Genomic DNA, 23,478 nt, shown 5'->3' with positions numbered 1-23,478 from the left:
CCTTTCGCCCTACGAAGCCTCAACCGCGAGAACCGGGTCGTGTGCGAATCGTTCTTGGGTCAACGTGCTTCTAGTACGGGTGCGGCGCCGAGAATCCACCCTCGGCTGACCGGATTGATTTCCTGCTCGCGGCGGTAGATGGAGCGCAGTTCCCGCAGCAGAGAGTCGCGTTGCCACGCCTGCACCTGCTGCATGACACCGTCTTCGGAGAACCGGTCACACTTTTCCGAAACCACCGTCTCCACGAGTTGGCCCGCCAGCTGGTGTAACAGGCGGGTGTTGGCCTCAAACTGCGCGGTGAAGTCCGGACTTTCTCCGATCATCGCGGTGTGCAGGCTAACCATGAAGTTGAACGGTGAATACAAATCCACGAACCCAGCCGACGGGCGCGCGCTCTCGATTGCGGCCCATTCTCGGAAGAACCTTTGCGTACGGTTGCTGAGCTTGATCAAGCCTTCCAGGTGCGGGACGACCTGTGGATCGTCGGCGACGGTGACGAATCGTCCATTGCTGTAGAGCAAGCCGACGAAGCCCCAGTAGAAGGCGATATCCCAGATCACCTTGGCGGACATCACGGCCGGCGAGCCCATCAGCGTGTACTGATCGCAATACACGGCGAGCCACATGTCGGTGAGGGATCGGAATAACGAGTCGCTGATTCCCGACCGCGCGACGACATCCTCACCGTCGAGTTCCCGGACGATCATGTCGGTGATGAGGCCGTTACCGATCGCCACGAGGTCCAGCCCCGACGAGTACAACGGGTCCAGAAAAATCCCCGAATCTCCGGTGAGACACCAACGGTCGCGGCCGTCGTACACCTTGGTGGCGCCGTGACTGTAGTTTTTCATCACCCTGAAGTCCTTGATCAGGTGTTCGTGTTCCGCCAGGACTGCCGCGCACTGCGGCTCGTACTCGTCGAGCCACGAGCGGGCCTTGGCGAGCGTGTTGAATCGGTCGAACTGGTGAAACGCCGGGTCGGCGACGATGCCGACGCTCGTGGATCCGGACGCGAGCCGGATCAGCCAAACCCAGTAGCCCTCCCCCATCAAGTGATTCGTGGACAGCGCACGATCGCCCTCGGTGATGCGGGTCTGCCAGGCCGGGTCATCGCTCCACCGGCCGATGTCGATTTCGGCGGTGACACGCAACCACACCGCATTGCAGTTGTGTTCGTTGGCGCGCCGCAAACCCAGTTGGCGGGCCAGCGCACGATTTCGTCCGGATGAATCCACCAGCCAACGCGTCGTCGTTCGCGTGATGATGTCACCGCTCTGGATGGAAACGGTGTGCGGGTGTCCCCCAGCGCCGGACTCGACCGACACCGCCCGCCCCCGCCGAATGTCGACACCCGCCGCGCAGCAGCGTCGGTAGAGCTCGTTCTCCAGCCGGCCGCGGTCGATCTGATATGTCACCTGAGGGATGAAGGAGGAACTGCCCAGTTCCAGCCGCTCGGTGATATCGGTGTTTCCGCCGTGGGAGAAAAACATTCGCAAGCCCATCTTGCGAATCTGCGAGGTCTGCAAGTGGTCGGCCAAACCAATGCGTTCGCGCAGATAGTGGGCGGAAACCTCGACCGTCGACTCGCCGACGGTGTGGGTGATCTCAGGCACTGGGTGCGAGGCGGGTGAGATGACGGCGACTCGCGTGCGGGGCCTGGCGGTGCGAATCTCGAGCGCCAGGGTCAGTCCCGCCACACCACCACCGACGATGGCGACGTCGTGATCAGGGTGAACGTTGTCGGCATCCAAGCGGGCCTTGAGCCTTCGCGCGAGGGTCTCGCGCGCCTCGGGGCTCAACTGCGACAGTTGCGCGCGCACGTCCACCCGTCCACCTCTTGCAAACCCAGGGAAATTAAGTTACTTAATAGTTAAGTACGTTACACGAAATGAGGACTCTCGCAAGCCTGGAAGCACACGGTGTCGACTTGGCGGGCCGCCGACAAGTGTGAGGCCAGATGCGCTGCGGCAAAGCCGATCTCAACCGCTCGTCGACCCGCCTGCCGGGATGAAGCCGACCACAGACACTCAGGACCTCACCATGCCTGCAGCAACCGCCGTACATTTTTTCCTTGAGCTGGCGGTCATTCTCGGGACATGCCGGCTCGTCGGGCTGGTCGCGCAACGCTTGGGGCAGCCCCAAGTCGTCGGCGAGATGATTGCCGGCGTACTTTTGGGCCCCTCGCTCCTGGGCCGGGTCGCTCCCGGCGTGCAGCACGATCTCTTTCCACCCGGGCAGGCGAACACGGTGCTCTACACCGCGGCGCAGATCGGCCTGGTTCTTTACATGTTCCTCGTTGGGCTCGGCTTCGACGTCAAGCTGATCAAACATCGCGCCGGCACCGCGGCGGCCGTATCGGCCGCGGGGATCCTCACACCGCTTGCGCTGGGAGCGATTGTCGCCTTGCCGCTGCTGAACAGCGGAATCTTGTTCGGAAAAGGTGTCTCGCTGCCCTTGGCGATGATGTTCTTGGGCGCGTCGATCGCAACCACCGCGTTTCCGATGCTCGCGCGAATCATTTTCGAACAGCGGCTGTCCGGAACGCCGCTAGGTACGCTCGCCCTGATCTGCGGTGCGATCGACGACGCCCTCTCCTGGTGCATCCTGGCCGTTGTGCTCGCCATCCATCGAGGCGATCCCAGCACCGCCGCCACGGCAATAGTCGGTGGCATGTTGTACACGGCATTGCTCCTGACGATCGGGCGCAAGGCCCTGGCCGTCCTCGGCGCGAGATCCGAACGCCGGAACGCGGTCAGCGCGCCAACGTTCAGTGCGGTGCTCGTGTTGCTCATGACGTGCGCATGGTTCACCGACGCCATCGGCATCTATGCGATATTCGGCGCGTTCGTTCTGGGCGCGGCAATGCCATCCGGCTTCTTCGCCCAGCAACTCACTGCCAGGCTCGAGCCGCTGGTGACCACGTTGTTGCTGCCGCTGTTCTTCGTCTACTCGGGGCTGAATACCCAGATCGGCCTGGTCAACAGCCCGAAACTGTGGGCAGTGACGGTGGGAATGCTCCTGCTGTCGATCATCGGAAAGGGAGTTTCGTGCTCATTCGTCGCGTGGCTGAGGAAAGTCCCTCTTCGTGAATCGGTCGCCCTGGGTTCATTGATGAACGCCCGCGGCTTGATCGAACTCATCCTGCTCAATATCGGGCTTCAGGCCGGCATCATCACCCCAACACTGTTCAGCATCTTGGTTTTGGTCGCCGTAGTGACGACCCTGATGGCCACGCCGATATTCGAATTCGTCTATGGGCGGCACCGGGCGAGCGAGGTAGCCACCGGGCGGTTAGGAACCCACGATGTCGAAGACCGCGGCGGCGGAGGTGACGGCCTTATCGGCGTTCCCCTCGTCGTGCAGCAACATGCGCACGCCGACACGGCCGGGCCCGCCGCGGTGCGCGACTCCTTCCACGCGGAAGGGGCCCACCTTGCCGCGCGACATGAACATGACGTGCCAGCTGACCACTTGGAGCTTTCGGGTCCCGGCGACGCCGGCGGCGAGATCGATAGCCGCCGTTTCTAGGACGACGTGCTGGGGGCCGATGTGCAGCGCGGCATCCGGGGATGCGAGTTCGGTGCTGAGCTCGGGCAGCACCCAGTGGCCATCGCTACGCCTGCTGGCCCCGAACGCCTGCCACAACGGCGGCAGATCCGGCGAGTCCTCGATTACCAATTCCGTGCCCGAAACGTCCATGCGGCCCAGGCCTTCCGGCGGGATGCCGATGATCGCTCCCTGGCCCTCGTTGAAGGCGATGACCCGGTCCGGGTTGTCGGCGTCGACGATCTTGCACCGTCCGTAGCCCATGGTGCGGCCCTGATGCACGATGCCGGAGCCGACGATCTCGACCCGCTTGACGTCATAGCCGGGGTCGATGATCTGCACCGACGCGATCACCGGGTTGGGCACCGCGACCATGTCCGTCTGGCATCCCTCCGGGGAGGAAATGGCCAACGGCGCCACCATGATTCCGCCGGCCTCGTTGCGCATGTCGCGGCGAATGGTGACGGTGTCGTCGACCTCGCCGAGGTCCATCGAGGAGTGTTTGCGGCCGATGTAGCGGTAGCTGAGCAGCCCCGTCCAGCGCCGGTACAGTTCGTCCCGGTAGGCATCGGAGTCTCCTGCCAACTCCCGGATGTCACGAAGCTGGTCACTCAATTCCGGCCTCCTTCAGGCTTTTCCGTGCCGCACCTGGTTGAAGGGCACGCCGCGGTCGGCGGCGTACTCGCGCGGAAAGTTCAGCACCCGCTCGCCGATCACGTTGCGCGCCATCTCCGTGGTTCCCCCGCCGATGCTGGCGATCTGACGGCCGAGGTAGCGGGTGCCGACGTCGAGCAGCCCCGCCTCGTCATCGACCGCGGCGGCAGGGCCGGCGACGGCCAACGCGGTGTCGGTTTCGACGTCGTGCACCTCGGCCATGCACAGCCGGATGATCGAACCGGCGGCGGGCGGCAGCGAACCATTGGCCACGGCGTGGAAGACGTGCTCGCTGAGCTGCCCGTGCACCGCCCGGTGGACCAGGGCACGGCCCACCCGCTCGCGGACCCGCTCGCTGTTGGACCGGTTCACCCTGCCCACCAGGTCCAGCAGGTCAACCGAAACATCCTGGGCCTCGGCGATTCCCGGCCCGCTGGTGTATTCCGATCCGTCCCCCATCGTGCGGCGCTCGTGGTAGAGCTGGCGCGACGCGACGTCCCACCCCTTCCCCGGTTCACCCACGACGGCGTCGTCTCCGAGTTCGACGTCGTCGAAGAACTCCTCGCAGAACTCCACGGAGCCGTTGACCTGTTTGATGCGGTTGATCGTGACGCCGGGATGCCGCAGCGGCATCAGAAACATCGTCAGGCCTTCGTGTTTGGGCGCGTTCCAATCGGTCCGGGCCAGGCACAGGCCGTAGTCGGCGGCGAACGCCCACGTGCTCCAGGTCTTGGCGCCGTTGATGATCCAGTGGCCGTCGCGCCGGTCGGCGCGGGTCAGCACGCCCGCGAGATCCGATCCCCCGCTGGGTTCGGACAGCAGCTGCACCAACACTTCGTCACCGCGAAGCGCGGCCGCGATATGGCTGCGTTTCTGCTCCTCGCTGCCCATGTCGAGGATCGTTGCGCAGCAAATGGCGAAGGAGGGCACGTTGAGCATGAGGGGGGTCTCATAGGCCAGCGCCTCGGCGTCGAACGCCTTCTTGTATTCGTAGCTCAGGCCCAGCCCGCCGTACTCGCGCGGGAAGCAGATGCCGGCGAATCCGCCGTCGTACAGCTTCTTTTGCAGGTCGCGGGCGCGTCGCCAGGACGTCATTTCGTCGCGCTGCAGGACCATCGCGTTCCCGGAATCCAGCCGCGGCAGGTTCTCGGCCAGCCAGGCCCTGGCCCGGCTCCGGAACTGTTCGACCGACTCGGAAGTCACCGATGGCCTCTCATTCGAGCGTCGACCGCGTGCTGGGCGACTGTACAGCACCGCCGCCGCCGCTGTACAGATCGGCGCCTATGACCGGTTCAGCTCCACGGCGGCGCGGATCAGCGCCTTCAGGGCCTCCTCGTCGACCTGGTCGCCCTCGTGAAAATCGATCGCGCGCCGGGTGTTGCCTTCCAGGCTGGAGTTGAACAAACCCTTGGGATCCTGCAGCGAGGCGCCCTTGGCGAAGGTCATCTTCACCACGTTCTTGTAGGTCTCGCCGGTGCAGATCATCCCGTCGCGATACCAGACCGGGACGCCGCGCCACTTCCACTCCTCCACCACGTCGGGTTCGGCTTCCTTGACGAGTTCCCTGATGCGGGAAAGCATTTCACCGCGCCAATCCCCGAGCTCCGAGATCCTGGCGTCGATCAGCTCGGCGGGAGTCTTCGTCACGGTTCCGTCCTTTCGCAGAGGTTGTCGCTCGCCGGACGGTATATCACGGACGTTGATCGCGCGGCCCGCGGCGAGACGCGGTGTCCGGCGCCGGTAATCTGCGTTCGACTCATGACACATCCCTTCGACGACGCCATCAGGCTCCAAACGATCGACGCGAGCACCAGGCGCGGGCGGACCCATCCGGAATGGGCCAACATGGTGGGGCCCTTCGGCGGAATCACCGCAGCCATCATGCTGCACGCCGTCCAATCGCACCCAGACCGCATCGGCGAGCCGCTGGCGCTGACCGTCAACTACGCCGCCCCCATCGCCGACGGCGACTTCGACATCTCCTTGCGGGCCGCGCGCACCAACCGGACCAACCAGCACTGGATCGCCGAACTCAGCCAGGACGGTGACGTCAAGACCACGGCGACCGCGCTGTTCGCCATTCGCCGCGACGGCTGGGCCGACACGGAGCTGCGCCCGCCGACCGCTCCGGACCCCGACGAGATCGCTCCCACCGATCCCGGCCTGGTGCGCTGGACGAGCCTCTACGACATGCGGTATGTCGAGGGTTCGATGCCCGGCAAGGACGGGCAACCGAGCCCGACGTCGACCTCCACCCTATGGGTGCGCGACGCCGCGCAACGCCCCGTCGACTACCCGGTGTTGGCCGCGCTATCGGACGCCTTCTACCCGCGGGTCTTCCTGCGGCGCGGCGGCTTCGTCCCATCCGGGACGATCTCGTTGACGACGTACTTTCACGCCGATCAGCACGAACTCGACTCCGTGGGCGACGACTTCGTCCTGTGCACCGCGCACGCCAACCGCTTCAGCCGCGGCTACTTCGACCAGAGCGCGCAGGTGTGGGCCCGGCATGGCGTGCTGTTGGCCACCACGCATCAGGTCGTCTACTACAAAAGCTGACCGGTTTACACTTCGGCAGTGAAACGTCACGCCGCAACGCTTACGGAAAGAATCGAGCCGCTATGACAGAGCGCGCGCAAACGCTGGTCGCCGACACGCTGCCGGCGATCGAATCCATCAAGCAGCTCAAGGCCCGTTACTGCCGCTACCTGGACGCCAAGGACTGGGCGGCGTGGCGAACGATCTTCTCCGACGACTTCGTCAGCGACACCTCCGAAGCGGGCGGCAAGGTGATCGCCGGTGCCGACGACTTCGTCGCGTTCACCCGCCGGGCCCTCGGCCGGCCGACGCAGCCCACCGCCCACCAGGTGCACGCCCCCGAAATCGAGGTCACCTCCGCGACGACCGCACGCGGAATATGGGCCCTGCAAGACGTCGTCCGTTTCGGTCCGGGGGTCACCCTGGTCGGCTACGGCCACTACCACGAGACCTACGAAAACGTCGCCGGCCGGTGGGTTATCAAGAGTTCCAAGCTGACTCGGCTCCGCGAGGACATCGTGACTCCCCTGTTCTCGATCTACGTCTCCCCACGGCTTCGCGCGGCGATCGGCAAGGCCGCCGGGCGACTGATGGGACAGTGACCATGACAATCGCCACCGTTTTGGTCACCGGCGCGTTCGGACTGGTTGGCAAGCGTTGCACGCAGATCCTGCTCGATCGCGGGTGCACCGTGATCGCGATGGATCTGCGCAACGACAACACCGTCGCGGTGGAGAAAGAATTGGCCGCCGGCGGGCATTCCGGGACGCTGATCCCCGCCTATACCGACCTGCTGGACGCCGAAGCGGTGCGCGGGCTCATCGAGACCCATCGGCCCGGGGCGGTCATCCACCTGGCCGCCATCGTCTCCCCACCGTCGTACCGCAACCCGGCGTTGTCCCGCCGGGTCAACGTCGGCGGTACCGAGAATCTCTTGGCGGCCTGCGCCGCGCTCCCCGATCCGCCGCTGTTCCTGATGGCGTCCAGCGCCGCCGTCTACGGCTCGCGCAACCCCTATCGCCAACCGGAACGGATCACCCCGGACACCCCGGTAAATCCGATCGATCAATACGGTGAAGACAAGGTGCTTGCCGAAGCGGCGATCCGCGCCAGCGGCCTGCCGTACGCGCTCTTCCGGCTGGCGGGCGTCATCTCGCCGGACACTCAGGCCGGCATCAATGGTGACTACCTGATCCTGATGCGGTCGATCCCGAGCGATAACCGCATACACATGGTCGATGCGCGTGATGTAGCGCTGGCGTTCGCCAACGGCGTCGATCGCGGGGCGGCCATTTCCGGCAAGGTTTTGCTCATCGGGGGCAACGAGACGTACGTGCTCCTGCAGCACGCGCTCCAGGACGACCTGATGAGGGCCGCCGGCCTGGGCCCGCTCGGCCCCTCCGCCTTGCTGCCCGGCGACCCGGGCGACGACCGCGGCTGGAGCTTCACCGGCTGGTACGACACCACCGAAGCGCAGGCGCTGCTCGACTTCCAGGAGCACGATTGGTCCCAGACCCTGGACTGGATCGCCGGGACGCAGGGCCGCAGGCGGATCGTGTTGCGGCTGCTGAGTCCCGTGCTGCGGCCCGTCGTGCGCGCGGCGCTGGCGGTGCAGCGCCGGCTGGAGGGACGCGGCCCCTACGCCGACCCGTGGGGGCTGATCGAGAAGAAGTACGGCGCGGCGGCGCTGGCGGGCGCCGATCGCTAATCATCCTGTCTCGCAACATGGCTCGTGCCACCACGCGCGCCCTGCACCTACTTCTCGCGCGCGCCCGTCAACGGTCGATCCATTGCATCTGCGCCTCGGCATGGTGGCCACCCTTGGGTGGGGTGATCCGGTCAAGCCGGGACAGTTGGTCCGGTGTCAGCTCGACGGCGTCGGCGCCGACGTTCTCCTCCAGGCGCGACACCCGCTTGGTTCCCGGAATCGGCACGATGTCGGGACCTTTTGCCAACAGCCAAGCCAGCGCGACCTGAGAGGGAGTGGCGCCGACGTCAGCGCTGATGCTCCGCAATTCGTCCGCGCTCTGTAGGTTGTGCTGGAAGTTCTCCTTGAAGAACCGTGGATTGGTCTTGCGGTAGTCGCTGTCGGGCAGCCCCTCGGTGGAGCGGATGGCGCCGGTGAGAAAGCCGCGACCCAACGGCGAGTAGGGCACGAACCCGATCCCCAATTCGCGCAGCAGTGGCAGGATCTGGTCTTCCTGGTCGCGCGTCCATAGCGAGTATTCCGACTGCACCGCGGTGATGGGGTGCACCGCGTGTGCGCGGCGAATCGTGTTCACGCCGACCTCCGACAGGCCGATGTGCCGGATCTTCCCGGCGGTGACCAGTTCGGCCAACGCGCCGACGGTGTCTTCGATCGGGGTCTCGCGGTCGAGGCGGTGCTGATAGTAGAGGTCGATGCGATCGGTGCCCAATCGTTGCAGCGAGCCCTCCACCGCTATCCGGATGTTGGCGGGGCTGCTGTCCAAGCCGTTGCGGCCGGTGTGGGAAATCAGGCCGAACTTGGTGGCCAACACCACCCGGTCCCGCCGGCCCTGCAGGGCGCGTGCGACCAATTCCTCGTTGACGTAGGGGCCGTAGACCTCGGCGGTGTCGATCAGCGTGACGCCCAGGTCGATCGCGCGATGAACGGTACGGATCGACTCGGCGTCGTCGGTGCCGGCGCCGGCGTAGGCGACGGACATGCCCATCGCGCCCAAGCCGAGGCGACCGACCTCCAGGTTCGCGAGGCGCGCTTGTTTCATGGAGTCATTGTGCGCTTCGCGACTGCACGCCACGGGGCGGGTACCGTTGCGCGAGTGCACCGCATCGATGTTGCCGCGATCCGATGGACGACGTAGAAACCGCGCGACCGGCCCGCAATCTGGCGGTGGACTTCTACCGCGCCTCGGGCGTGGTTCTCATCGTGCTCGGCCACTGGCTGGCCGGTTCGGTGACCTATCACGACGGGCAATTCGGCCGCGAGAACCCGCTGCTCGACATGCCCTGGACGCAATGGCTGACCTGGATATTCCAGGCGGTTCCGGTGTTCTTCTTCGTGGCCGGCTACGCCGGTGCGGTGTCGTGGGCACACCGCCGCGGCGCCGACAGCTTCTCCCGGCAGGCCTGGATTCGGCATCGACTGGCGCGGGTGCTCGGACCAACCACGGTCTACGTCGCGCTGGTTTCGGCGCTCGTGGTGGTTCTTCAGGTCCGCAACGTGTCGGGCACGGTGCTGGAATACGCAGGTTGGGCGGTGGCCATGCACCTGTGGTTCCTCGCCGTATATGTGCTGGTGGTGTCGCTGACCCCGATTGCCGTTGCGGCACACGGACGTTGGGGGCTCAGGGTGCCGGCGGCGCTGGCCGCGGGTGTGGTACTCGTCGACGCCGTTTCGCTCGCCGGTCACGTCCCCTACGTCGGCTGGCTGAATTACCTGATCTGCTGGGGCCTGCTCTACCAGCTCGGGATCGCTTGGCACGGTGGGCTGTTGGCCGGGCGCAGGCCGGTGTTGCTCGCGGCCGGTTCGGCCGTTGCTCTGGCGCTGCTGATCCGGGTGGGGCCGTATCCGGTCAGCATGATCGGGGTTCCCGGCGAGCCGATCGAGAACACGACGCCCCCCACGGTGGCGATGATGGCGTTCGCCTGCGCCCAGGCTGGGCTGGCGATGGCATTGGCGGCGACACTCGAAGGGGTCCTGCGCCACGGCCCGGTGCAGCGGGTGTTGTCCACCGCCAACGCCAACGTCATGGCTCTCTACCTTTGGCACATGGTGCCGGTCGTCATCGTCGCGATCATCGCTTACCCGGCCGGGCTGATTCCGCAGCCATCCGAGGGTTCCGTGGCGTGGTGGCTGGTCCGGCTGGAATGGATCACCATCCTCAGCGTGGTCACAGCGGTCGAACTGCTGCTGCTGTGGTGGCAGCGGCGGTTCTTCGCGGTTCCGCTGCCCACGTTCGGCCTGCCGCTCGGCGATCGCTGGGCCGAGGCGACCATGCTGACCGGCGCAGTCCTGGCCGCGGTCGGCCTGCACTTCTTGGCGCAGGGCGGCTTCGCCCCGGACGGGCGATTCTCGTGGCCGGCCGCGACCCTCTTTGCCGCCGGCGTGCTCTTGGTCGCGGTGCGTCCCAGGACTCTGTCGCCGTTGACCGGCTACCGCTCGCAGGGGCGCCCCAGCGCCTGAGGCACGCTGCCGTGGGTTAGCGACTTACGGCCCCCCGAGAGAGGCCCTAGTGCCCTGGTCGGGGCCGTATTCCGGGAGAAACGTTTCGGCCAGGCGCGGACCGTCTAAGGATCCGAGCCCGGGTCCGACGGAGAGGGAGCAGCCATATGTTAAACAGCCTCACGGTCCAGGACAACCAGATCCCTCAGCGGCGCGCTCAAGATGCCGAGCTGTTGAAGGAGTCCGGGGTTCACAAGCTCGTCATCGCAGACCGCGACGGCAACTGCTTGGCGTTCGTATTGGCTTGGGACAGCTTCGACTACGACGCCGAGACGGACACTTATGTGTGCGTCGCCGACAGCGACGGTCAAGAGCTCATGACCGTGTACGCCGCCGGCGAGATCAAGGCGGCGCCCGGGGCGAACACATATGTCATCACGGCGCCGGACCGGTTCGCCGGCCGCAGGGCGCTTTAGGCTCCCAGCGGATCGCACAGTTCCCGGGTCGCCGCGTGACGGCCGAACGGCGGCACGGCTAACGGGATCTTGACACGGCGAAGCTTATGATGGACCGTTCGTACGGTTAGTCTAGCGAAGGGTGGATGATGCCCCGATCGCCTGGTAGACGCAGCGAGATTTTCGACGCGTTTGTCCGCTACGTCGCCGAACGTGGCTACGACAGAACGAATATGGGCGACATCGCTGACGAGCTCGGCATGTCGAAGGGCACCATTGTCCATCACTTCGGAACCAAAGCGCAGATGTTGCGCGAGCTCGAAGAGAGCCACCTGGCCGGGCAACTCGACGTGCTGCAGATGGCATGGGCCCGCCTGGCCGCGCCCCACGAACGCATCGCGGCAATCATTTACGCCTCCGCTCTCCTGCAAGTGACCGCGCGCGATGCCACGGTAGCGAGCCAGCGCGAGGTGGTTCAGCTGTCGGATGACCCGGCGATGCAGCAAGTGCGTAAGTTGCGTGATCAGTTGCAAACACTGGCGATTGACGAGATCCGAACGGGCATAGAGTGCGGTGTTTTCCGAAGCGTCGACGTCGAACTGGCCGCGCTGCAGCTGTGGGGATCGCTGCAGTGGATGTGGGTGTGGTTTGATCCCGCCGGCGCACGTTCGCCCGAACAGGTGGGGGCCGCCTTCGTCGATGTGTTCCTCGGTGGACTGCTACTCGACCGGCTGGGGCTCAGCACCTGGGCCAGCCCTTCCGCTGACGTCGTCTCCGTCGTGCGTGAATGCCTAGCCGCGGTCGCGGAACGGTCGGATTGACCGCCACGCGACGAAATCCGTTGCGCATGGCGGCAACTGCTCAACCGGACCCGCGCTGAAGCGCTGAGCCGCCCGGGCCGATGGCCGTTAACCGCGACGAGGCGCGCGCGATCCGTCGCTGTACGCCCGGTCAGTTTATCCGGCGAGACTTCACTTGTCCTCGTTTTCGCGGAACCACCCCAATCATCTACCGCCGTCGCGTTAGAACCCTTAAAGACGCCTGTTACGAGCCTAATTCGCGGAAGCCCGGCTGGAAGTTTGCCCATGGGTCGCGAACACGAAACTCCGACGATTCCTGGCGTTATTGACTGACCGTACGGTCTAATGCGATAGTTGCTGCGTGGCGCAAATGAGGGCGGCGTGGAGCCGGAGGGCGCGGCGCCAGAGTGCCGATTCGGGGACCATCTGGTCGAGCGGCTTCGCGAACAAGGTGATAACCCGGGAGTGGGATTGCGGGCATCGCAACATGGGGCGAAGAAGCCGAGTGCGATCGTCGTCTCCAGACGCTTCCAGAGGGTTTCTAGCGCATCGCGTTTCGCGGCGCGCTCACCCGATCTGCGGATCCTCAAACGGGCGCGGCTCGGGCGGCTCCGCGACGACGTGTAACGCGCACGGGACGCAGCGCCGAGATCTCGCGCCTGGTCGCGTGGTCGGTTCCAGGGCGGCGCGATGACTAGCGCACACCTGTCTAGCAGCAAAGTCGTTAGCCGGATACGGCCGGGCACCGAGGTGGCCGGCGGGTTCTTCCGCATGTGCGTGCTGACCGGAAAGGCGCTGAGGCAGCCGTTCGAGTGGCGTGAGTTCATCTGGAATGGCTGGTTTCTCATGCGGGTCTCGCTGCTGCCCACCATCGCGGTGTCGATCCCGGAAACCGTGCTGCTGATCTTCACGCTCAACCTCCTGCTGGCGGAGATCGGCGCCGCCGACGTATCCGGTGCCGGTGCCGCGATCGGCGCGGTCACCCAGCTCGGCCCGATCGTGACGGTGTTGGTGGTCGCCGGCGCGGGCGGCACCGCAATCTGCGCCGACCTCGGCGCGCGCACGATCCGCGAGGAGATCGACGCCCTGGAGGTGCTCGGCATCGACCCGATCCACCGGCTGGTGGTCCCCCGCGTCGTCGCCTCGACACTCGTGGCGGTGCTGCTCAACGGCCTCGTGGTCGCCGTCGGCCTGGGCGGCGGCTACCTGTTCAGCGTGTACCTGCAGAACGTCTCGAGCGGCGCGTACCTCTCCACGCTGACCGCGCTCACCGGCTTGCCCGAGGTGGTGATCGCGTTCATCAAGGCCGCGACGTTCGGCCTGATCGCCGGCCTGGTCGGCTGCTATCGCGGGCTGATCGTCCGCGGCGGGTCCAAGGGATTGGGCACTGCCGTCAACGAGACGGTGGTGCTCTGCTTCATCGCGCTCTTCGCGGTCAACGCGGCGCTGACCACCATCGGTGTCCGATTCGGAACGGGGCGATGAAATGACCGCGACCACCGGTGTTCCCGCACGGCATCTCCATTTTCCGCGGGCCGCCGTAACCCGCTACGCGGAAGCCCCGGACCGGGTGCTGGTCGAGATCGGGCAAATGGTCTGGTTCGCCCTGAGCGCGGTCGGGCAGATTCCCTTCGCCCTGCATCGTTACCGCAAAGAACTGCTACGAATGGTCGCCCAGATGGGCATGGGCACCGGCGCGATGGCCGTCGTCGGCGGCACCGCCGCCATCGTCGGCTTCATCACCCTGTCCGCGGGCTCCCTGGTCGCCATCCAGGGGTACGCGACGCTGGGCAACATCGGCGTCGAGGCGTTCACCGGATTCCTGGCCGCGCTGGTCAATGTGCGGTTTGTGGCGCCGGTCGCCGCGGGTCAGGCGCTGGCGGCCACCGTCGGGGCCGGCGCCACCGCCGAACTGGGCGCCATGCGCATCAGCGAGGAGATCGATGCGCTCGAGGTGATGAGCATCCGCTCGATCCCCTTTCTGGCGTCCACCCGGGTGCTGGCGGGTCTGATCGTCATCATCCCGCTCTACGGGTTGGCGATGACCATGGCGTTCCTGTCCCAGCAGGTCACCACCGTGCTGCTGTACGGGCAGTCGATCGGCACCTACAACCACTACTTCCACACCTTCCTGCGCCTCAACGACGTGGGCTGGTCGTTCGCGGAGGTGATCCTGGTCGCGGTCGTCGTGATGACCACCCACTGCTACTACGGCTACACCGCCACCGGCGGGCCGGTCGGCGTTGGCGAAGCGGTGGGCCGGTCGATGCGGCTGTCGCTGATCACGATCGTGGTGGTGGTCGTGCTGACCGCGATGGCGGTGTACGGCAAAACCCCGAACTTCAACCTCACGGTGTAGCCGCCAATGACAGCCCCGGCACCGAGACCCAAGGAAAACCCGAAGCGCATCCCGCCGTACCGGACGGCGGCGTTGGCGTTCTTGGTGGTCGCCGCGGTGGTGCTGGGGTTCGTGTGGTTGCAGTTTCGGGGCCAGCTGTCCCCGGTGACGCGCTTGACGATGTTGGCCCCAAGGGCCGGTCTGGTGATGGATCCCGGGTCGAAGGTCACCTACAACGGCGTGGAAATCGGCCGGGTGGCCACGATTTCGGAGACCGAGCGTGATGGCGTACCGGCGGCCAAGTTTGTCATGAACGTGAATCCGAAATGGATCGAGCTGATTCCGGCCAACGTGGACGCCAACATCAAGGCGACCACGTTGTTCGGCAACAAGTATGTGTCGCTGACTTCCCCGAAAAACCCTACCCTTCAACGCATTACATCGGACCACGTGATTGATGCGCGGTCGGTGACAACGGAGTTCAACACGCTGTTCGAGACGCTCACCACGATCACCGAGAAGCTGGACCCGGTCAAGGTCAACCTCACGCTGGCCGCGGCCGCGCAGGCGCTTACCGGCTTGGGAGACAAGTTCGGGCAGTCGATCGTCAACGCCAACGCCATCCTCGACGACATCAATCCGCAAATGCCCCAGATCCGGCATGACATTCGGCAGTTCGCCGCCCTGGGCGACGTCTACGCCAACGCCGCGCCGGATCTGTTCGACTCCCTGGACCACGCGGTGGTCACCGCGCGCACGCTGCACCGGCAGGAGGCCGACCTGGATGCCGCGTTGTTGGCCGCCGCCGGGTTGGGCAACACCGGCGCAGACATCTTCGCCCGCGGCGGCCCCTACCTGCAGCGGGGGGCCGCCGATCTGGTGCCCACCGCCCAGCTGCTCGATACCTACAGCCCCGAATTCTTCTGCACCATCAGGAATTACTACGACGAGGAACCCGCCGCCTATGCGACGACGGGCGGCGGCAACGGTTACGCGCTGCGCACCATGACCGAGCTGACGTCGGGGCTGGGTGGCATGCTCACGCTGCCCGGCTTAGCCGGCACGGCGGCCACCATGGGCCTCCTGACGCTGGCCGGGCTGGTCGGCGGTGCGCCGAATCCCTTTGTGTACCCGGACAATCTGCCGAAGGTGAACGCCCGCGGCGGGCCGGGGGGCGCGCCGGGTTGCTGGCAAGCGATCACCCATGACCTGTGGCCGGCGCCGAGCCTGGTGGTCGACACCGGCGCCAGCCTCGCGCCCTACAACCACCTGGATACCGGCTCACCGTACGCAATCGAGTACGTGTGGGGCCGCCAAGTCGGGGACAACACGATCAACCCATGAAAATCACCGGATCCGCCATCAAACTCGGCATCGTCTCGCTGGTGCTGCTGCTGATCACCGTGTCGATCGTCGTGGTGTTCGCTCAGATGCGGTTCAACAGCACCAACAGCTATACCGCGGAGTTCAAGAACGCCACGGGCTTGAAGGACGGCCAGTTCGTCCGCGCCGCCGGGGTGGAGATCGGCAAGGTCAAGGCGGTGCGGCTGATCGATGGCGGCCAGCGGGTAATGGTGGACTTCGACGTCGACCGCTCGATACCGCTGTACCAGACGACTACCGCGCAGGTCCGCTATCTCAACCTGTTCGCCGACCGTTACCTGGAGCTCAAACGCGGCGAGGGCGAGGGCGCCGACCGCACCTTGCCGCCCGGCGGATTCATCCCGCTGTCGCGAACCTCGCCCGCGCTGGATCTCGACGCCCTGATCGGTGGTTTCAAGCCGCTGTTCCGCGCGCTCGATCCGGACAAGGTCAACACCATCGCGTCGTCCATCATCACCGTGTTTCAGGGTCAGGGCGGCACCATCAACGACATCCTGGACCAGACCGCGCGGCTGACCGCCCACATCGCCGAACGCGACCAGGCGATCGGCGAGGTGGTCAAGAACCTCAACGTCGTGCTCGACACCACCGTCAGGCATCGCCAAGAGTTCGACCAGACCGTCGACAACTTCGAACGGTTGATCACCGGCCTGCAGAACCACGCCGACCCGCTCGCCGCCGGCACCGCGAACATCAGCAACGCCGCGGGAACGGTCGCGGACCTGCTCGCCGACAACCGCGCTCTGCTGCACAAGGCGATCAACTACCTGCAGGCCCTTCAACAACCGCTCGTCGACCAACGCGATCAGCTCGGCGATCTGATCCACAAGACACCCAACGCGCTCAATTTGATCGGACGCAGCATCGGGCTCTACGGCGACTGGGTGAACTTCTACCTCTGCGACCTTTCGATCCGGTGGAACGGGCTGCAGCCCGGGGGCCCGGTGCGCACGGTCCGGATCTGGCAGCAGCCCACGGGTAGGTGCACGCCGCAATGAGAACACTGACGGAATTCAACCGCGGCCGGGCCGGCGTCATGGGCATCACCGTGCTGGCGCTGGTGGTCGCCGTGGGCCAGAGCTTCACCAGTATCCCGATGATGTTCGCCAGCCCGAGCTACTACGGGCAGTTCACCGATACCGGCCAGCTCAACAAGGGCGACAAGGTGCGCATCTCCGGCGTGAACGTCGGCAAGGTGGAGGGACTCGAGATCGATGGCGACCACGTTCGATTGAAGTTCTCCATCGGGGGCAACACCATTGGCACCGAGAGCCGGCTCGCCATCAAGACCGACACGATCCTCGGTAAGAAGGTGCTCGAGATCGAGCCGCGGGGAGGCCAGGCGTTGCGCCCCGGTGGGGTATTGCCGCTGGGCCAAAGCACCACCCCCTATCAGCTCTACGACGCGGCCTTCGACGTCACCAAGGCCGCCACCGGCTGGGACGTCGACACCGTCAAGCGGTCGCTGAATGTCCTGTCGCAGACCGTCGATCAGACCTACCCCCACCTCAGTGCCGCACTCGACGGGTTGACCAGGTTCTCCGACACCATCGGTAAGCGCGACGAACAGATCAAGCACCTCCTCGCGCAGGCCCATCAGGTGGCCAGCGTGCTCGGTGACCGCAGCGAACAAATCAACCGGCTGTTGGTCAACGCGAAGACGCTGCTGGCGGCGTTCAACGAACGCGGCCAGGCCATCAGCGCACTGCTGCAGAACATTTCGGCCTTCTCGGCCGAGGTGCAGGGCTTCATCAACGACAACCCGAACCTCAACCCCGTGCTGGAGCAGCTGCGCGCGATCAGCGATGTGCTGGTGGAGCGCAAAGACGACCTGGCTCAAACCCTCACCTACGTCAGCCAATTCGCCGCGTCGCTAGGGGAATCCGTCGCGTCGGGGCCCTACTTCAAGATCGTCCTGTCCAACCTGTTGCCGTACTGGATCTTGCAGCCGTTCGTCGACGCCGCATTCAAGAAGCGCGGTATCGACCCCGAAGACTTCTGGCGCAGCGCCGGCCTCCCCGAGTTCCGCTGGCCCGACCCCAACGGCACCCGGTTCCCCAACGGGGCACCGCCGCCCGCGCCCCCGGTGCTGGAAGGCACCCCGGATCATCCGGGACCGGCCGTCCCGCCCGGAACGGCGTGTTCGTACACCCCGCCGGCCGACTCGCTGCCCCGGCCGTGGAACCCGCTGCCGTGCGCGGGGGTGAACGCCGGGCCGTTCGGCGGCAGTTTCCCCGCGCCGATCGACGTCGCGACGTCGCCGCCGAACCCGAGCGGGCTGCCACCGACCCCGGGAATCCCGATCGCCGGGCGGCCGGGCGAACCGGTGCCGGACGTCCTCGGCACGCCGGTGCCGCTGCCCGCCCAGGCACCGCCGGGGGCGCGCACCGAGAACCTGCAACCCGCCGGCCCCACCCCCCCACCGTCGACGTTCGCGCCGGGGCTGCCGCCGGGGCCGCCCGCGCCGCCGGGCCCCGGTCAGCAGTTGCCCGCCCCGTTCATCAACCCGGGCGGCACGGGAGGCAGCGGCATCACGGGAGGTAACCAGAATTGAGCGGCGCCTTGCATATCCACAAACCGCGGACCCGAACGATCGTCGGAACGTTGGTGGCGCTGCTGGCCGTGGTCGCCGTATTCATCGGCGTTCGGCTCTATCACAAGCTGACCACCAACACCGTGATCGCTTACCTCCCAACGGCGAACGCGCTCTATTCCGGGGACAAGGTCCAGATCATGGGCGTCCGCGTCGGTTCGGTCGACAAGATCGAACCGGCCGGCGACAAGATGAAGGTGACGTTCCACTACGACAACAAGTACAAGGTGCCCGCCAACGCCTCCGCCGTCGTGGTGAACCCAACGCTGGTGGCGTCGCGGAGCATTCAGTTGGAGCCTCCGTATAAGGGCGGCCCGGTGATGGCCGACAACGCGGTAATCCCGATCGAGCGCACGCAGGTGCCGACGGAGTGGGACGAACTGCGCGACAGCGTCGCGAACATCATCTCCAAACTCGGGCCGACGCCCGAGCAACCCAAGGGCCCGTTCGGCGAGGCCATCGAGTCGTTCGCGGATGGGCTTGCGGGCAAGGGCAAACAGATCAACACCACGCTGGACAGCCTGTCGCGGTCGTTGACCGCGCTGAACGAGGGCCGTGGTGACTTCTTCGCGGTGGTGCGCAGCCTGGCGCAGTTCGTCAACGCCCTGCACAAAGACGACCAGCAGTTCGTCGCGCTGAACACGAACCTGGCGCGGTTCACCGACAAGTTGACCGGGTCCGATCGCGACCTGTCCACGGCCATCCAGCAATTCGACGGCCTGCTCTCCACCCTGCGCCCATTCCTGACCAAGAACCGAGAGGTGCTCGCGCACGACGTCGACAACCTCGCCAGCCTGACCACCACGCTGGTCCAACCCGACCCGCTGAACGGTTTGGAAACCGCGCTGCACGTCCTGCCGACGCTGGAGACGAACCTCAGCCAGATCTATCACCCCTCGCACGGCGCCGTGATGTCCATCCCCGCGATCCCGAACTTCGCGAACCCAATGCAGTTCATGTGCAGCATGATTCAGGCCGGCAGCCGGTTGGGTTATCAAGAATCCGCCGAACTGTGCGCGCAATACCTGGCGCCGATCCTCGATTCGATCAAGTTCAACTACCTTCCGTTCGGGCTGAACCTGTTCAGCACCGCCGAGGTGCTGCCCAAGGAAGTCGCCTACTCCGAGCCGCGGCTGCACCCGCCGAACGGTTACAAGGACACCACCGTCCCCGGGATCTGGGTGCCCGATACGCCGCTCTCGCACCGCAACACGCAGCCGGGGTGGGTCGTCGCGCCGGGCATGCAGGGCACGCAGGTGGGGCCGATCACGGGTGGCCTGTTGACGCCCGAGTCGCTGGGCGAACTGATGGGCGGCCCGGACAGCCCGCCCCCGCCGGCCGGGCTGCAGACCCCGCCCGGACCGCCGAACGCCTATGACGAGAACCCGGTGGTGCCACCGATCGGCCTGCAGGCCCCGCAGGTGCCGATCCCGCCACCGCCGCCGGGACCCGGCGTGGTCCCGGGCCCGGTGGCGCCGACACCGGCGGCCGCATCGACAGGACCGGGATCGTGAACGCGTTGCGCGCCTTGGCCGTCCGCGGCCGGCACCGGGCCTGGCAGGGTCTGGCGGTGCTGACGGTTGCCGTATCGCTGACGTCGTGCGCGAAGTGGCACGGAATCGCCAACGTGCCGATGCCCGGGGGGCCGGGCTCGGGACCGGGCTCCTACACCGTCTATGTGCAGATGCCCGACACCCTGGCCCTCAACGACAACAGCCGGGTGCGGGTGGCCGACGTCTTCGTCGGCACGGTGCGGGCGATCCAGTTGAAGAACTGGGTGGCGACGCTGACGCTCCGCCTGGGCAAGGAAGTCAAGCTACCCAAGAACGCGACCGCCAAGATCGGGCAGACCAGCCTGCTGGGTTCGCAGCACGTGGAGCTGGCGGCGCCACCCAACCCGTCGCCCGAGCTACTCAAAGACGGCGACCTCATCCCGCTGAAAAACGCGTCCACCTACCCCACGACGGAACAGACGCTGGCCAGCCTGGCGATCGTGCTGCGCGGCGGAGGTATTCCCAACCTCGAGGTGCTGCAGAACGAGGTCTACAACATCGTCAACGGACGGGCCGAGCAGATCCGCGCCTTCCTCGGCAAGCTGGACACCTTCACCGCCCGACTCGACGAGCAACGCGAGGACATCACCCGCGCCATCGATTCCACCAACCGGCTGCTGGCGTACGTGGGCCCCCGCTCCGACGTCTTGGATCGTGTCCTCACCGAATTCCCGCCCCTGCTCAAGCATTTCGCCGACAAGCAGAACCTCCTGATCAACGCGGTTGACGCGACCGGGCGGCTCAGCCAGCTGGCCGACCAGTACCTGTCCGGCGCGCGGGGTGACATCCACCAGGATTTGCAGTCGCTGCAGTGCCCGCTGCGGGAACTGGGCCGCGGGGCGCCGTATCTGATTCGCGCGCTCAAGCTGATCCTCGTCCGCCCGTTCGACATTGACGCCGTGCCCAAGGCGTTCCGCGGCGACTACTTCAACCTGTCGCTGACCCTCGACCTGACCATGAGCGCCGTCGACAACGCGGTCCTCACCGGGACCGGGTTCTCCGGGGCGCTGCGCGCGCTCGAGCAGTCGTGGGGCCGCGACCCCGAGACGATGATCCCCGACGTCCGCTACACCCCGAACCCCAACGACGTGCCGGGCGGGCCGCTGGTCGAAAGGGCGGACCGGCAATGCTGACCCGCTTCATCAAACGCCAGCTGGTCATGTTCGCCATCCTGACCGCGGTCACGGCGGTTGCCCTGGGCTGGTACTACTTGCAGATTCCCAGCGCGATGGGGATCGGCCAGTACACGCTCAAGGCGGACCTGCCCGCGTCGGGGGGTCTGTACAAGACCTCGAACGTGACCTACCGCGGTGAAACCATCGGCACGGTCACCGACGTCGAGCCGACCAAGACCGGCGCGCGGGTGACCATGAGCATCGGCGACCGCTACCGGATCCCCGTTGACGCGTCGGCGAACGTGCATTCGGTTTCCGCGGTCGGTGAGCAGTACCTCGACCTGGTGTCGGCGGGCAATCCGAGCCAATACTTTTCGCCCGGACAAACCATCACCAAGGGCACCGTGCCCACCGAGATCGGGCCTGCGCTGGACGCGGCCAACCGCGGGCTGGCCGTGCTACCCAAGGACAAGATCGCCTCGCTGCTCGACGAAACCGCCCAAGCCGTAGGCGGATTGGGCCCCGCGCTGCAACGGCTCGTCGATGCGACGCAGGCAATCGCCGGTGACTTCAAGACCAACCTCTCCGATATCAACGACATCGTCCAAAACTCCGGGCCGCTCATCGACAGTCAGGTCGACTCGAGCGACTCGATCGAGCGCTGGTCGCACAACCTGAACATCCTGGCCGCCGAGAGCGCGGAAAACGACCAGCACGTGCAAAGCATTCTGACCCAGGCGGCGCCGACCGCCGATCAGGTCAACGAGGTGTTCGGCGATGTGCGGGAGTCGCTGCCGCAGACGCTGGCAAACCTCGAGATCGTGCTCGACATGCTGAAGCGCTATCACAAGGGCGTCGAGCAGCTGCTGGTGGCGTATCCGCAGGGCGCATCGGAAGGCCAGACGGTCACGTCGGCTTTCCCGGGATACGCCTCTCTGGGCACCTCGCTCACCATCAATCAGCCCCCGCCGTGCCTGACCGGTTTCCTTCCCGCGGCCGAGTGGCGGTCTCCCGCGGATACCAGTTTGGCGCCGATGCCGTCCGGAACCTATTGCAAGATACCGCAAGACACCCCCGCCAACGCCGTACGTGGCGCGCGCAACCTGCCGTGCGTCGACGTGCCCGGTAAGCGGGCCGCCACGCCGCGGGAATGCCGCGACTCCAAGCCCTACGTTCCGCTGGGCACCAATCCGTGGTACGGCGACCCCAACCAGATCGTGACCTGCCCCGCGCCCGCGGCGCGCTGCGACCAACCGGTGAAACCGGGGCTGGTGATACCCGCGCCGTCGGTGAACAACGGCCTCAACCCGGCCCCCGCCGACCGGGTTCCGGGGACGCCGCCACCGGTCAGCGACCCACTACAGCGGCCGGGCTCGGGGACCGTCGAATGCAATGGGCAGCAACCGAATCCGTGCGTCTACACCCCGGGCGGTCCTCCCCCCGCCGTTTACCTTCCCCAGAGCGGCGAGCTGGTGGGCCCCGACGGCGTGAAGTACGGGGTCGAAAACTCGAGAAAGACCGGCGATGACGGCTGGCAGGACATGCTGGCGCCACCGGCCATCAGGTGAGCGAAGGGATCGGAACGAAATGCGGGAATCGATTGGCCTAGGCCAACTTCGGAGTAACACGTGCGGTTACCTCGAGCGTGTCGCCGCGGGCGAGACCTTCGACGTCGTCCGGCGCGGCAAACTCGTGGCGCGGATCGTATCCGTCGGCGACTTCAGGGTTGCCCCGATTCCAGCCCGATCCGTCGGGGCCGGGGCACCGGGGGGCTGGGTCGGGTTGGACGAACTGCGAACACGCGCCGGGCGGTGCTTCGACCGGGTGGCGGCCGGGGAGGCGATCAGCGTCGTGCGCGGCGGCAAGTTGCTGGCGCGGATCGTGTCGGCCGGCGATGCGGAGCCCACCGCTGTCCCGGCGGACGCCAGCGGGGGGATCGAGCTCGGCGAGCTGCGGAAGCGAGCGGGCCGCTATTTCGACGAGGTCGCGGCGGGCCAGACGATCGAGGTCATGCGCGGCGGCAGGCCGGTCGCGCGCATCGTGTCGGTCGCCTAGGGCCAACGCCGGAAGCTTTGCGGTGGCCGCGTTGTTGCAGCACACATGACGGCGATGGGCTTCCACGAGGGCGAGATCGCAACCCAACGCCGAGCGGGCGTGGAAGCCGAGGCCAGGCGGCTCGAGGGCATGCTCGACTCGTCGCCGCTGTCCCGGGGAGCCACCGCATTTCTCGCGTCACAGCGGTTCGCCGCGCTGACCGGGCACGACCGCGCCGGCGTCCTGTGGGTTTCGCCGTTGACCGGATCCCCGGGGTTCCTTCGCGGCGAAGCAGGCGCCTTGCACGTGTCGACCTCGCCCCGCG

Annotated in this window: 20 protein-coding genes and 2 pseudogenes; 17 read left to right on the top strand and 5 right to left on the bottom strand. The window is 66.3% G+C overall.

Annotated elements, in window-relative coordinates; translation table 11 throughout:
• Positions 1-59 precede the first annotated feature (59 nt).
• Positions 60-1,820 carry a lycopene cyclase family protein gene (locus WU80_RS02090; protein WP_055399354.1) on the bottom strand — a complete coding sequence of 587 codons (1,761 nt, stop codon included), beginning with the start codon at positions 1,818-1,820 and terminating at the stop codon, positions 60-62.
• A 187-nt stretch (positions 1,821-2,007) separates the two neighbouring features.
• Between WU80_RS02090 and WU80_RS02085 the strand changes: the two are divergent.
• Positions 2,008-3,231, top strand: a pseudogene (locus WU80_RS02085) (cation:proton antiporter); the annotation flags it as partial.
• 60 nt (positions 3,232-3,291) lie between these two features.
• Here the strand turns inward: WU80_RS02085 and WU80_RS02080 are convergent.
• The 3 genes from WU80_RS02080 to WU80_RS02070 form a co-directional block, all read right to left on the bottom strand.
• Positions 3,292-4,161 (bottom strand): hypothetical protein, encoded by an 870-nt coding sequence (locus tag WU80_RS02080; protein ID WP_082459698.1) that lies wholly within the window; start codon positions 4,159-4,161, stop codon positions 3,292-3,294.
• Between the two features lie 12 nt (positions 4,162-4,173).
• Positions 4,174-5,403 carry an acyl-CoA dehydrogenase family protein gene (locus WU80_RS02075; RefSeq protein ID WP_055399303.1) on the bottom strand — a complete coding sequence of 410 codons (1,230 nt, stop codon included), beginning with the start codon at positions 5,401-5,403 and terminating at the stop codon, positions 4,174-4,176.
• A 78-nt stretch (positions 5,404-5,481) separates the two neighbouring features.
• Positions 5,482-5,847, bottom strand: coding sequence for a DUF1801 domain-containing protein (locus tag WU80_RS02070; RefSeq protein WP_231633715.1), 366 nt, complete (start codon positions 5,845-5,847; stop codon positions 5,482-5,484).
• Positions 5,848-5,958: 111 nt separating this feature from the next.
• On the opposite strand from WU80_RS02070, the gene WU80_RS02065 reads away from it, so the two are divergent.
• From WU80_RS02065 to WU80_RS02055, 3 genes are all read left to right on the top strand, one after another.
• Positions 5,959-6,759 carry an acyl-CoA thioesterase II gene (locus tag WU80_RS02065; RefSeq protein WP_055399305.1) on the top strand — a complete coding sequence of 267 codons (801 nt, stop codon included), beginning with the start codon at positions 5,959-5,961 and terminating at the stop codon, positions 6,757-6,759.
• A gap of 62 nt (positions 6,760-6,821) precedes the next feature.
• A complete protein-coding gene (locus WU80_RS02060; RefSeq protein ID WP_055399307.1) occupies positions 6,822-7,340 on the top strand; it encodes a nuclear transport factor 2 family protein in 519 nt (172 codons plus the stop codon).
• 2 nt (positions 7,341-7,342) lie between these two features.
• Positions 7,343-8,446, top strand: coding sequence for an NAD(P)-dependent oxidoreductase (locus tag WU80_RS02055; protein ID WP_055399309.1), 1,104 nt, complete (start codon positions 7,343-7,345; stop codon positions 8,444-8,446).
• A gap of 67 nt (positions 8,447-8,513) precedes the next feature.
• Here the strand turns inward: WU80_RS02055 and WU80_RS02050 are convergent, their stop codons facing one another.
• Positions 8,514-9,485, bottom strand: coding sequence for an aldo/keto reductase (locus WU80_RS02050; protein WP_055399311.1), 972 nt, complete (start codon positions 9,483-9,485; stop codon positions 8,514-8,516).
• A gap of 83 nt (positions 9,486-9,568) precedes the next feature.
• Here WU80_RS02050 and WU80_RS02045 point away from each other — a divergent pair, with 83 nt between their 5' ends.
• From WU80_RS02045 to WU80_RS01985, 13 genes and pseudogenes are all read left to right on the top strand, one after another.
• A complete protein-coding gene (locus tag WU80_RS02045; RefSeq protein WP_055399313.1) occupies positions 9,569-10,903 on the top strand; it encodes an acyltransferase in 1,335 nt (444 codons plus the stop codon).
• Between the two features lie 146 nt (positions 10,904-11,049).
• Positions 11,050-11,358 carry a hypothetical protein gene (locus WU80_RS02040; protein WP_055399315.1) on the top strand — a complete coding sequence of 103 codons (309 nt, stop codon included), beginning with the start codon at positions 11,050-11,052 and terminating at the stop codon, positions 11,356-11,358.
• A gap of 125 nt (positions 11,359-11,483) precedes the next feature.
• The gene (locus tag WU80_RS02035; RefSeq protein ID WP_231633714.1) at positions 11,484-12,158 is read left to right on the top strand and encodes a TetR/AcrR family transcriptional regulator; all 675 of its coding nucleotides are present in this window, start codon (positions 11,484-11,486) and stop codon (positions 12,156-12,158) included.
• 750 nt (positions 12,159-12,908) lie between these two features.
• Positions 12,909-13,622 (top strand): MlaE family ABC transporter permease, encoded by a 714-nt coding sequence (locus WU80_RS02030; RefSeq protein WP_369804363.1) that lies wholly within the window; start codon positions 12,909-12,911, stop codon positions 13,620-13,622.
• 1 nt (position 13,623) lies between these two features.
• The gene (locus tag WU80_RS02025) at positions 13,624-14,496 is read left to right on the top strand and encodes an ABC transporter permease (RefSeq protein ID WP_055399319.1); all 873 of its coding nucleotides are present in this window, start codon (positions 13,624-13,626) and stop codon (positions 14,494-14,496) included.
• Positions 14,497-14,502: 6 nt separating this feature from the next.
• Positions 14,503-15,819 (top strand): MCE family protein, encoded by a 1,317-nt coding sequence (locus tag WU80_RS02020; RefSeq protein ID WP_055399321.1) that lies wholly within the window; start codon positions 14,503-14,505, stop codon positions 15,817-15,819.
• Positions 15,816-16,856, top strand: coding sequence for a virulence factor Mce family protein (locus WU80_RS02015; RefSeq protein WP_055399323.1), 1,041 nt, complete (start codon positions 15,816-15,818; stop codon positions 16,854-16,856). The genes WU80_RS02020 and WU80_RS02015 overlap by 4 nt, the downstream gene beginning before the upstream one ends.
• A complete protein-coding gene (locus tag WU80_RS02010; protein ID WP_055399325.1) occupies positions 16,853-18,412 on the top strand; it encodes a virulence factor Mce family protein in 1,560 nt (519 codons plus the stop codon). Before WU80_RS02015 ends, WU80_RS02010 begins: the two co-directional genes overlap by 4 nt.
• An 8-nt stretch (positions 18,413-18,420) precedes the next feature.
• Entirely contained in the window at positions 18,421-19,965 is a 1,545-nt protein-coding gene (locus WU80_RS02005; RefSeq protein WP_231633713.1) for a virulence factor Mce family protein, read from the top strand.
• Positions 19,962-21,137 (top strand): virulence factor Mce family protein, encoded by a 1,176-nt coding sequence (locus WU80_RS02000; RefSeq protein WP_055399329.1) that lies wholly within the window; start codon positions 19,962-19,964, stop codon positions 21,135-21,137. The genes WU80_RS02005 and WU80_RS02000 overlap by 4 nt, the downstream gene beginning before the upstream one ends.
• Positions 21,131-22,687, top strand: a complete 1,557-nt coding sequence (locus tag WU80_RS01995) for an MlaD family protein (RefSeq protein WP_055405719.1) — start codon at positions 21,131-21,133, stop codon at positions 22,685-22,687. Before WU80_RS02000 ends, WU80_RS01995 begins: the two co-directional genes overlap by 7 nt.
• Before the next feature lie 19 nt (positions 22,688-22,706).
• A complete protein-coding gene (locus WU80_RS01990; RefSeq protein WP_055405696.1) occupies positions 22,707-23,174 on the top strand; it encodes a type II toxin-antitoxin system Phd/YefM family antitoxin in 468 nt (155 codons plus the stop codon).
• Between the two features lie 45 nt (positions 23,175-23,219).
• Positions 23,220-23,478 (top strand): annotated as a pseudogene (locus WU80_RS01985) (pyridoxamine 5'-phosphate oxidase); the annotation flags it as partial.

This window comes from Mycobacterium sp. UM_11 (assembly GCF_001414075.1).
GTDB lineage: Bacteria > Actinomycetota > Actinomycetes > Mycobacteriales > Mycobacteriaceae > Mycobacterium.
Note: the sequence above shows the minus strand (reverse complement) of the source record. Positions and strands in the feature narration are given on the sequence as shown.

Excerpts from the sequence above, each read along its gene's own strand:
- WU80_RS02065 (WP_055399305.1), top strand. The coding sequence starts at position 5,959 with ATGACACATCCCTTCGACGACGCCATCAGGCTCCAAACGATCGACGCG.
- WU80_RS02060 (WP_055399307.1), top strand. The coding sequence starts at position 6,822 with ATGACAGAGCGCGCGCAAACGCTGGTCGCCGACACGCTGCCGGCGATC.
- WU80_RS02055 (WP_055399309.1), top strand. The coding sequence starts at position 7,343 with ATGACAATCGCCACCGTTTTGGTCACCGGCGCGTTCGGACTGGTTGGC.
- WU80_RS02050 (WP_055399311.1), bottom strand. The coding sequence starts at position 9,485 with ATGAAACAAGCGCGCCTCGCGAACCTGGAGGTCGGTCGCCTCGGCTTG.
- WU80_RS02045 (WP_055399313.1), top strand. The coding sequence starts at position 9,569 with ATGGACGACGTAGAAACCGCGCGACCGGCCCGCAATCTGGCGGTGGAC.
- WU80_RS02040 (WP_055399315.1), top strand. The coding sequence starts at position 11,050 with ATGTTAAACAGCCTCACGGTCCAGGACAACCAGATCCCTCAGCGGCGC.
- WU80_RS02035 (WP_231633714.1), top strand. The coding sequence starts at position 11,484 with ATGATGCCCCGATCGCCTGGTAGACGCAGCGAGATTTTCGACGCGTTT.
- WU80_RS02030 (WP_369804363.1), top strand. The coding sequence starts at position 12,909 with ATGTGCGTGCTGACCGGAAAGGCGCTGAGGCAGCCGTTCGAGTGGCGT.
- WU80_RS02025 (WP_055399319.1), top strand. The coding sequence starts at position 13,624 with ATGACCGCGACCACCGGTGTTCCCGCACGGCATCTCCATTTTCCGCGG.
- WU80_RS02020 (WP_055399321.1), top strand. The coding sequence starts at position 14,503 with ATGACAGCCCCGGCACCGAGACCCAAGGAAAACCCGAAGCGCATCCCG.
- WU80_RS02015 (WP_055399323.1), top strand. The coding sequence starts at position 15,816 with ATGAAAATCACCGGATCCGCCATCAAACTCGGCATCGTCTCGCTGGTG.
- WU80_RS02010 (WP_055399325.1), top strand. The coding sequence starts at position 16,853 with ATGAGAACACTGACGGAATTCAACCGCGGCCGGGCCGGCGTCATGGGC.
- WU80_RS01995 (WP_055405719.1), top strand. The coding sequence starts at position 21,131 with ATGCTGACCCGCTTCATCAAACGCCAGCTGGTCATGTTCGCCATCCTG.
- WU80_RS01990 (WP_055405696.1), top strand. The coding sequence starts at position 22,707 with ATGCGGGAATCGATTGGCCTAGGCCAACTTCGGAGTAACACGTGCGGT.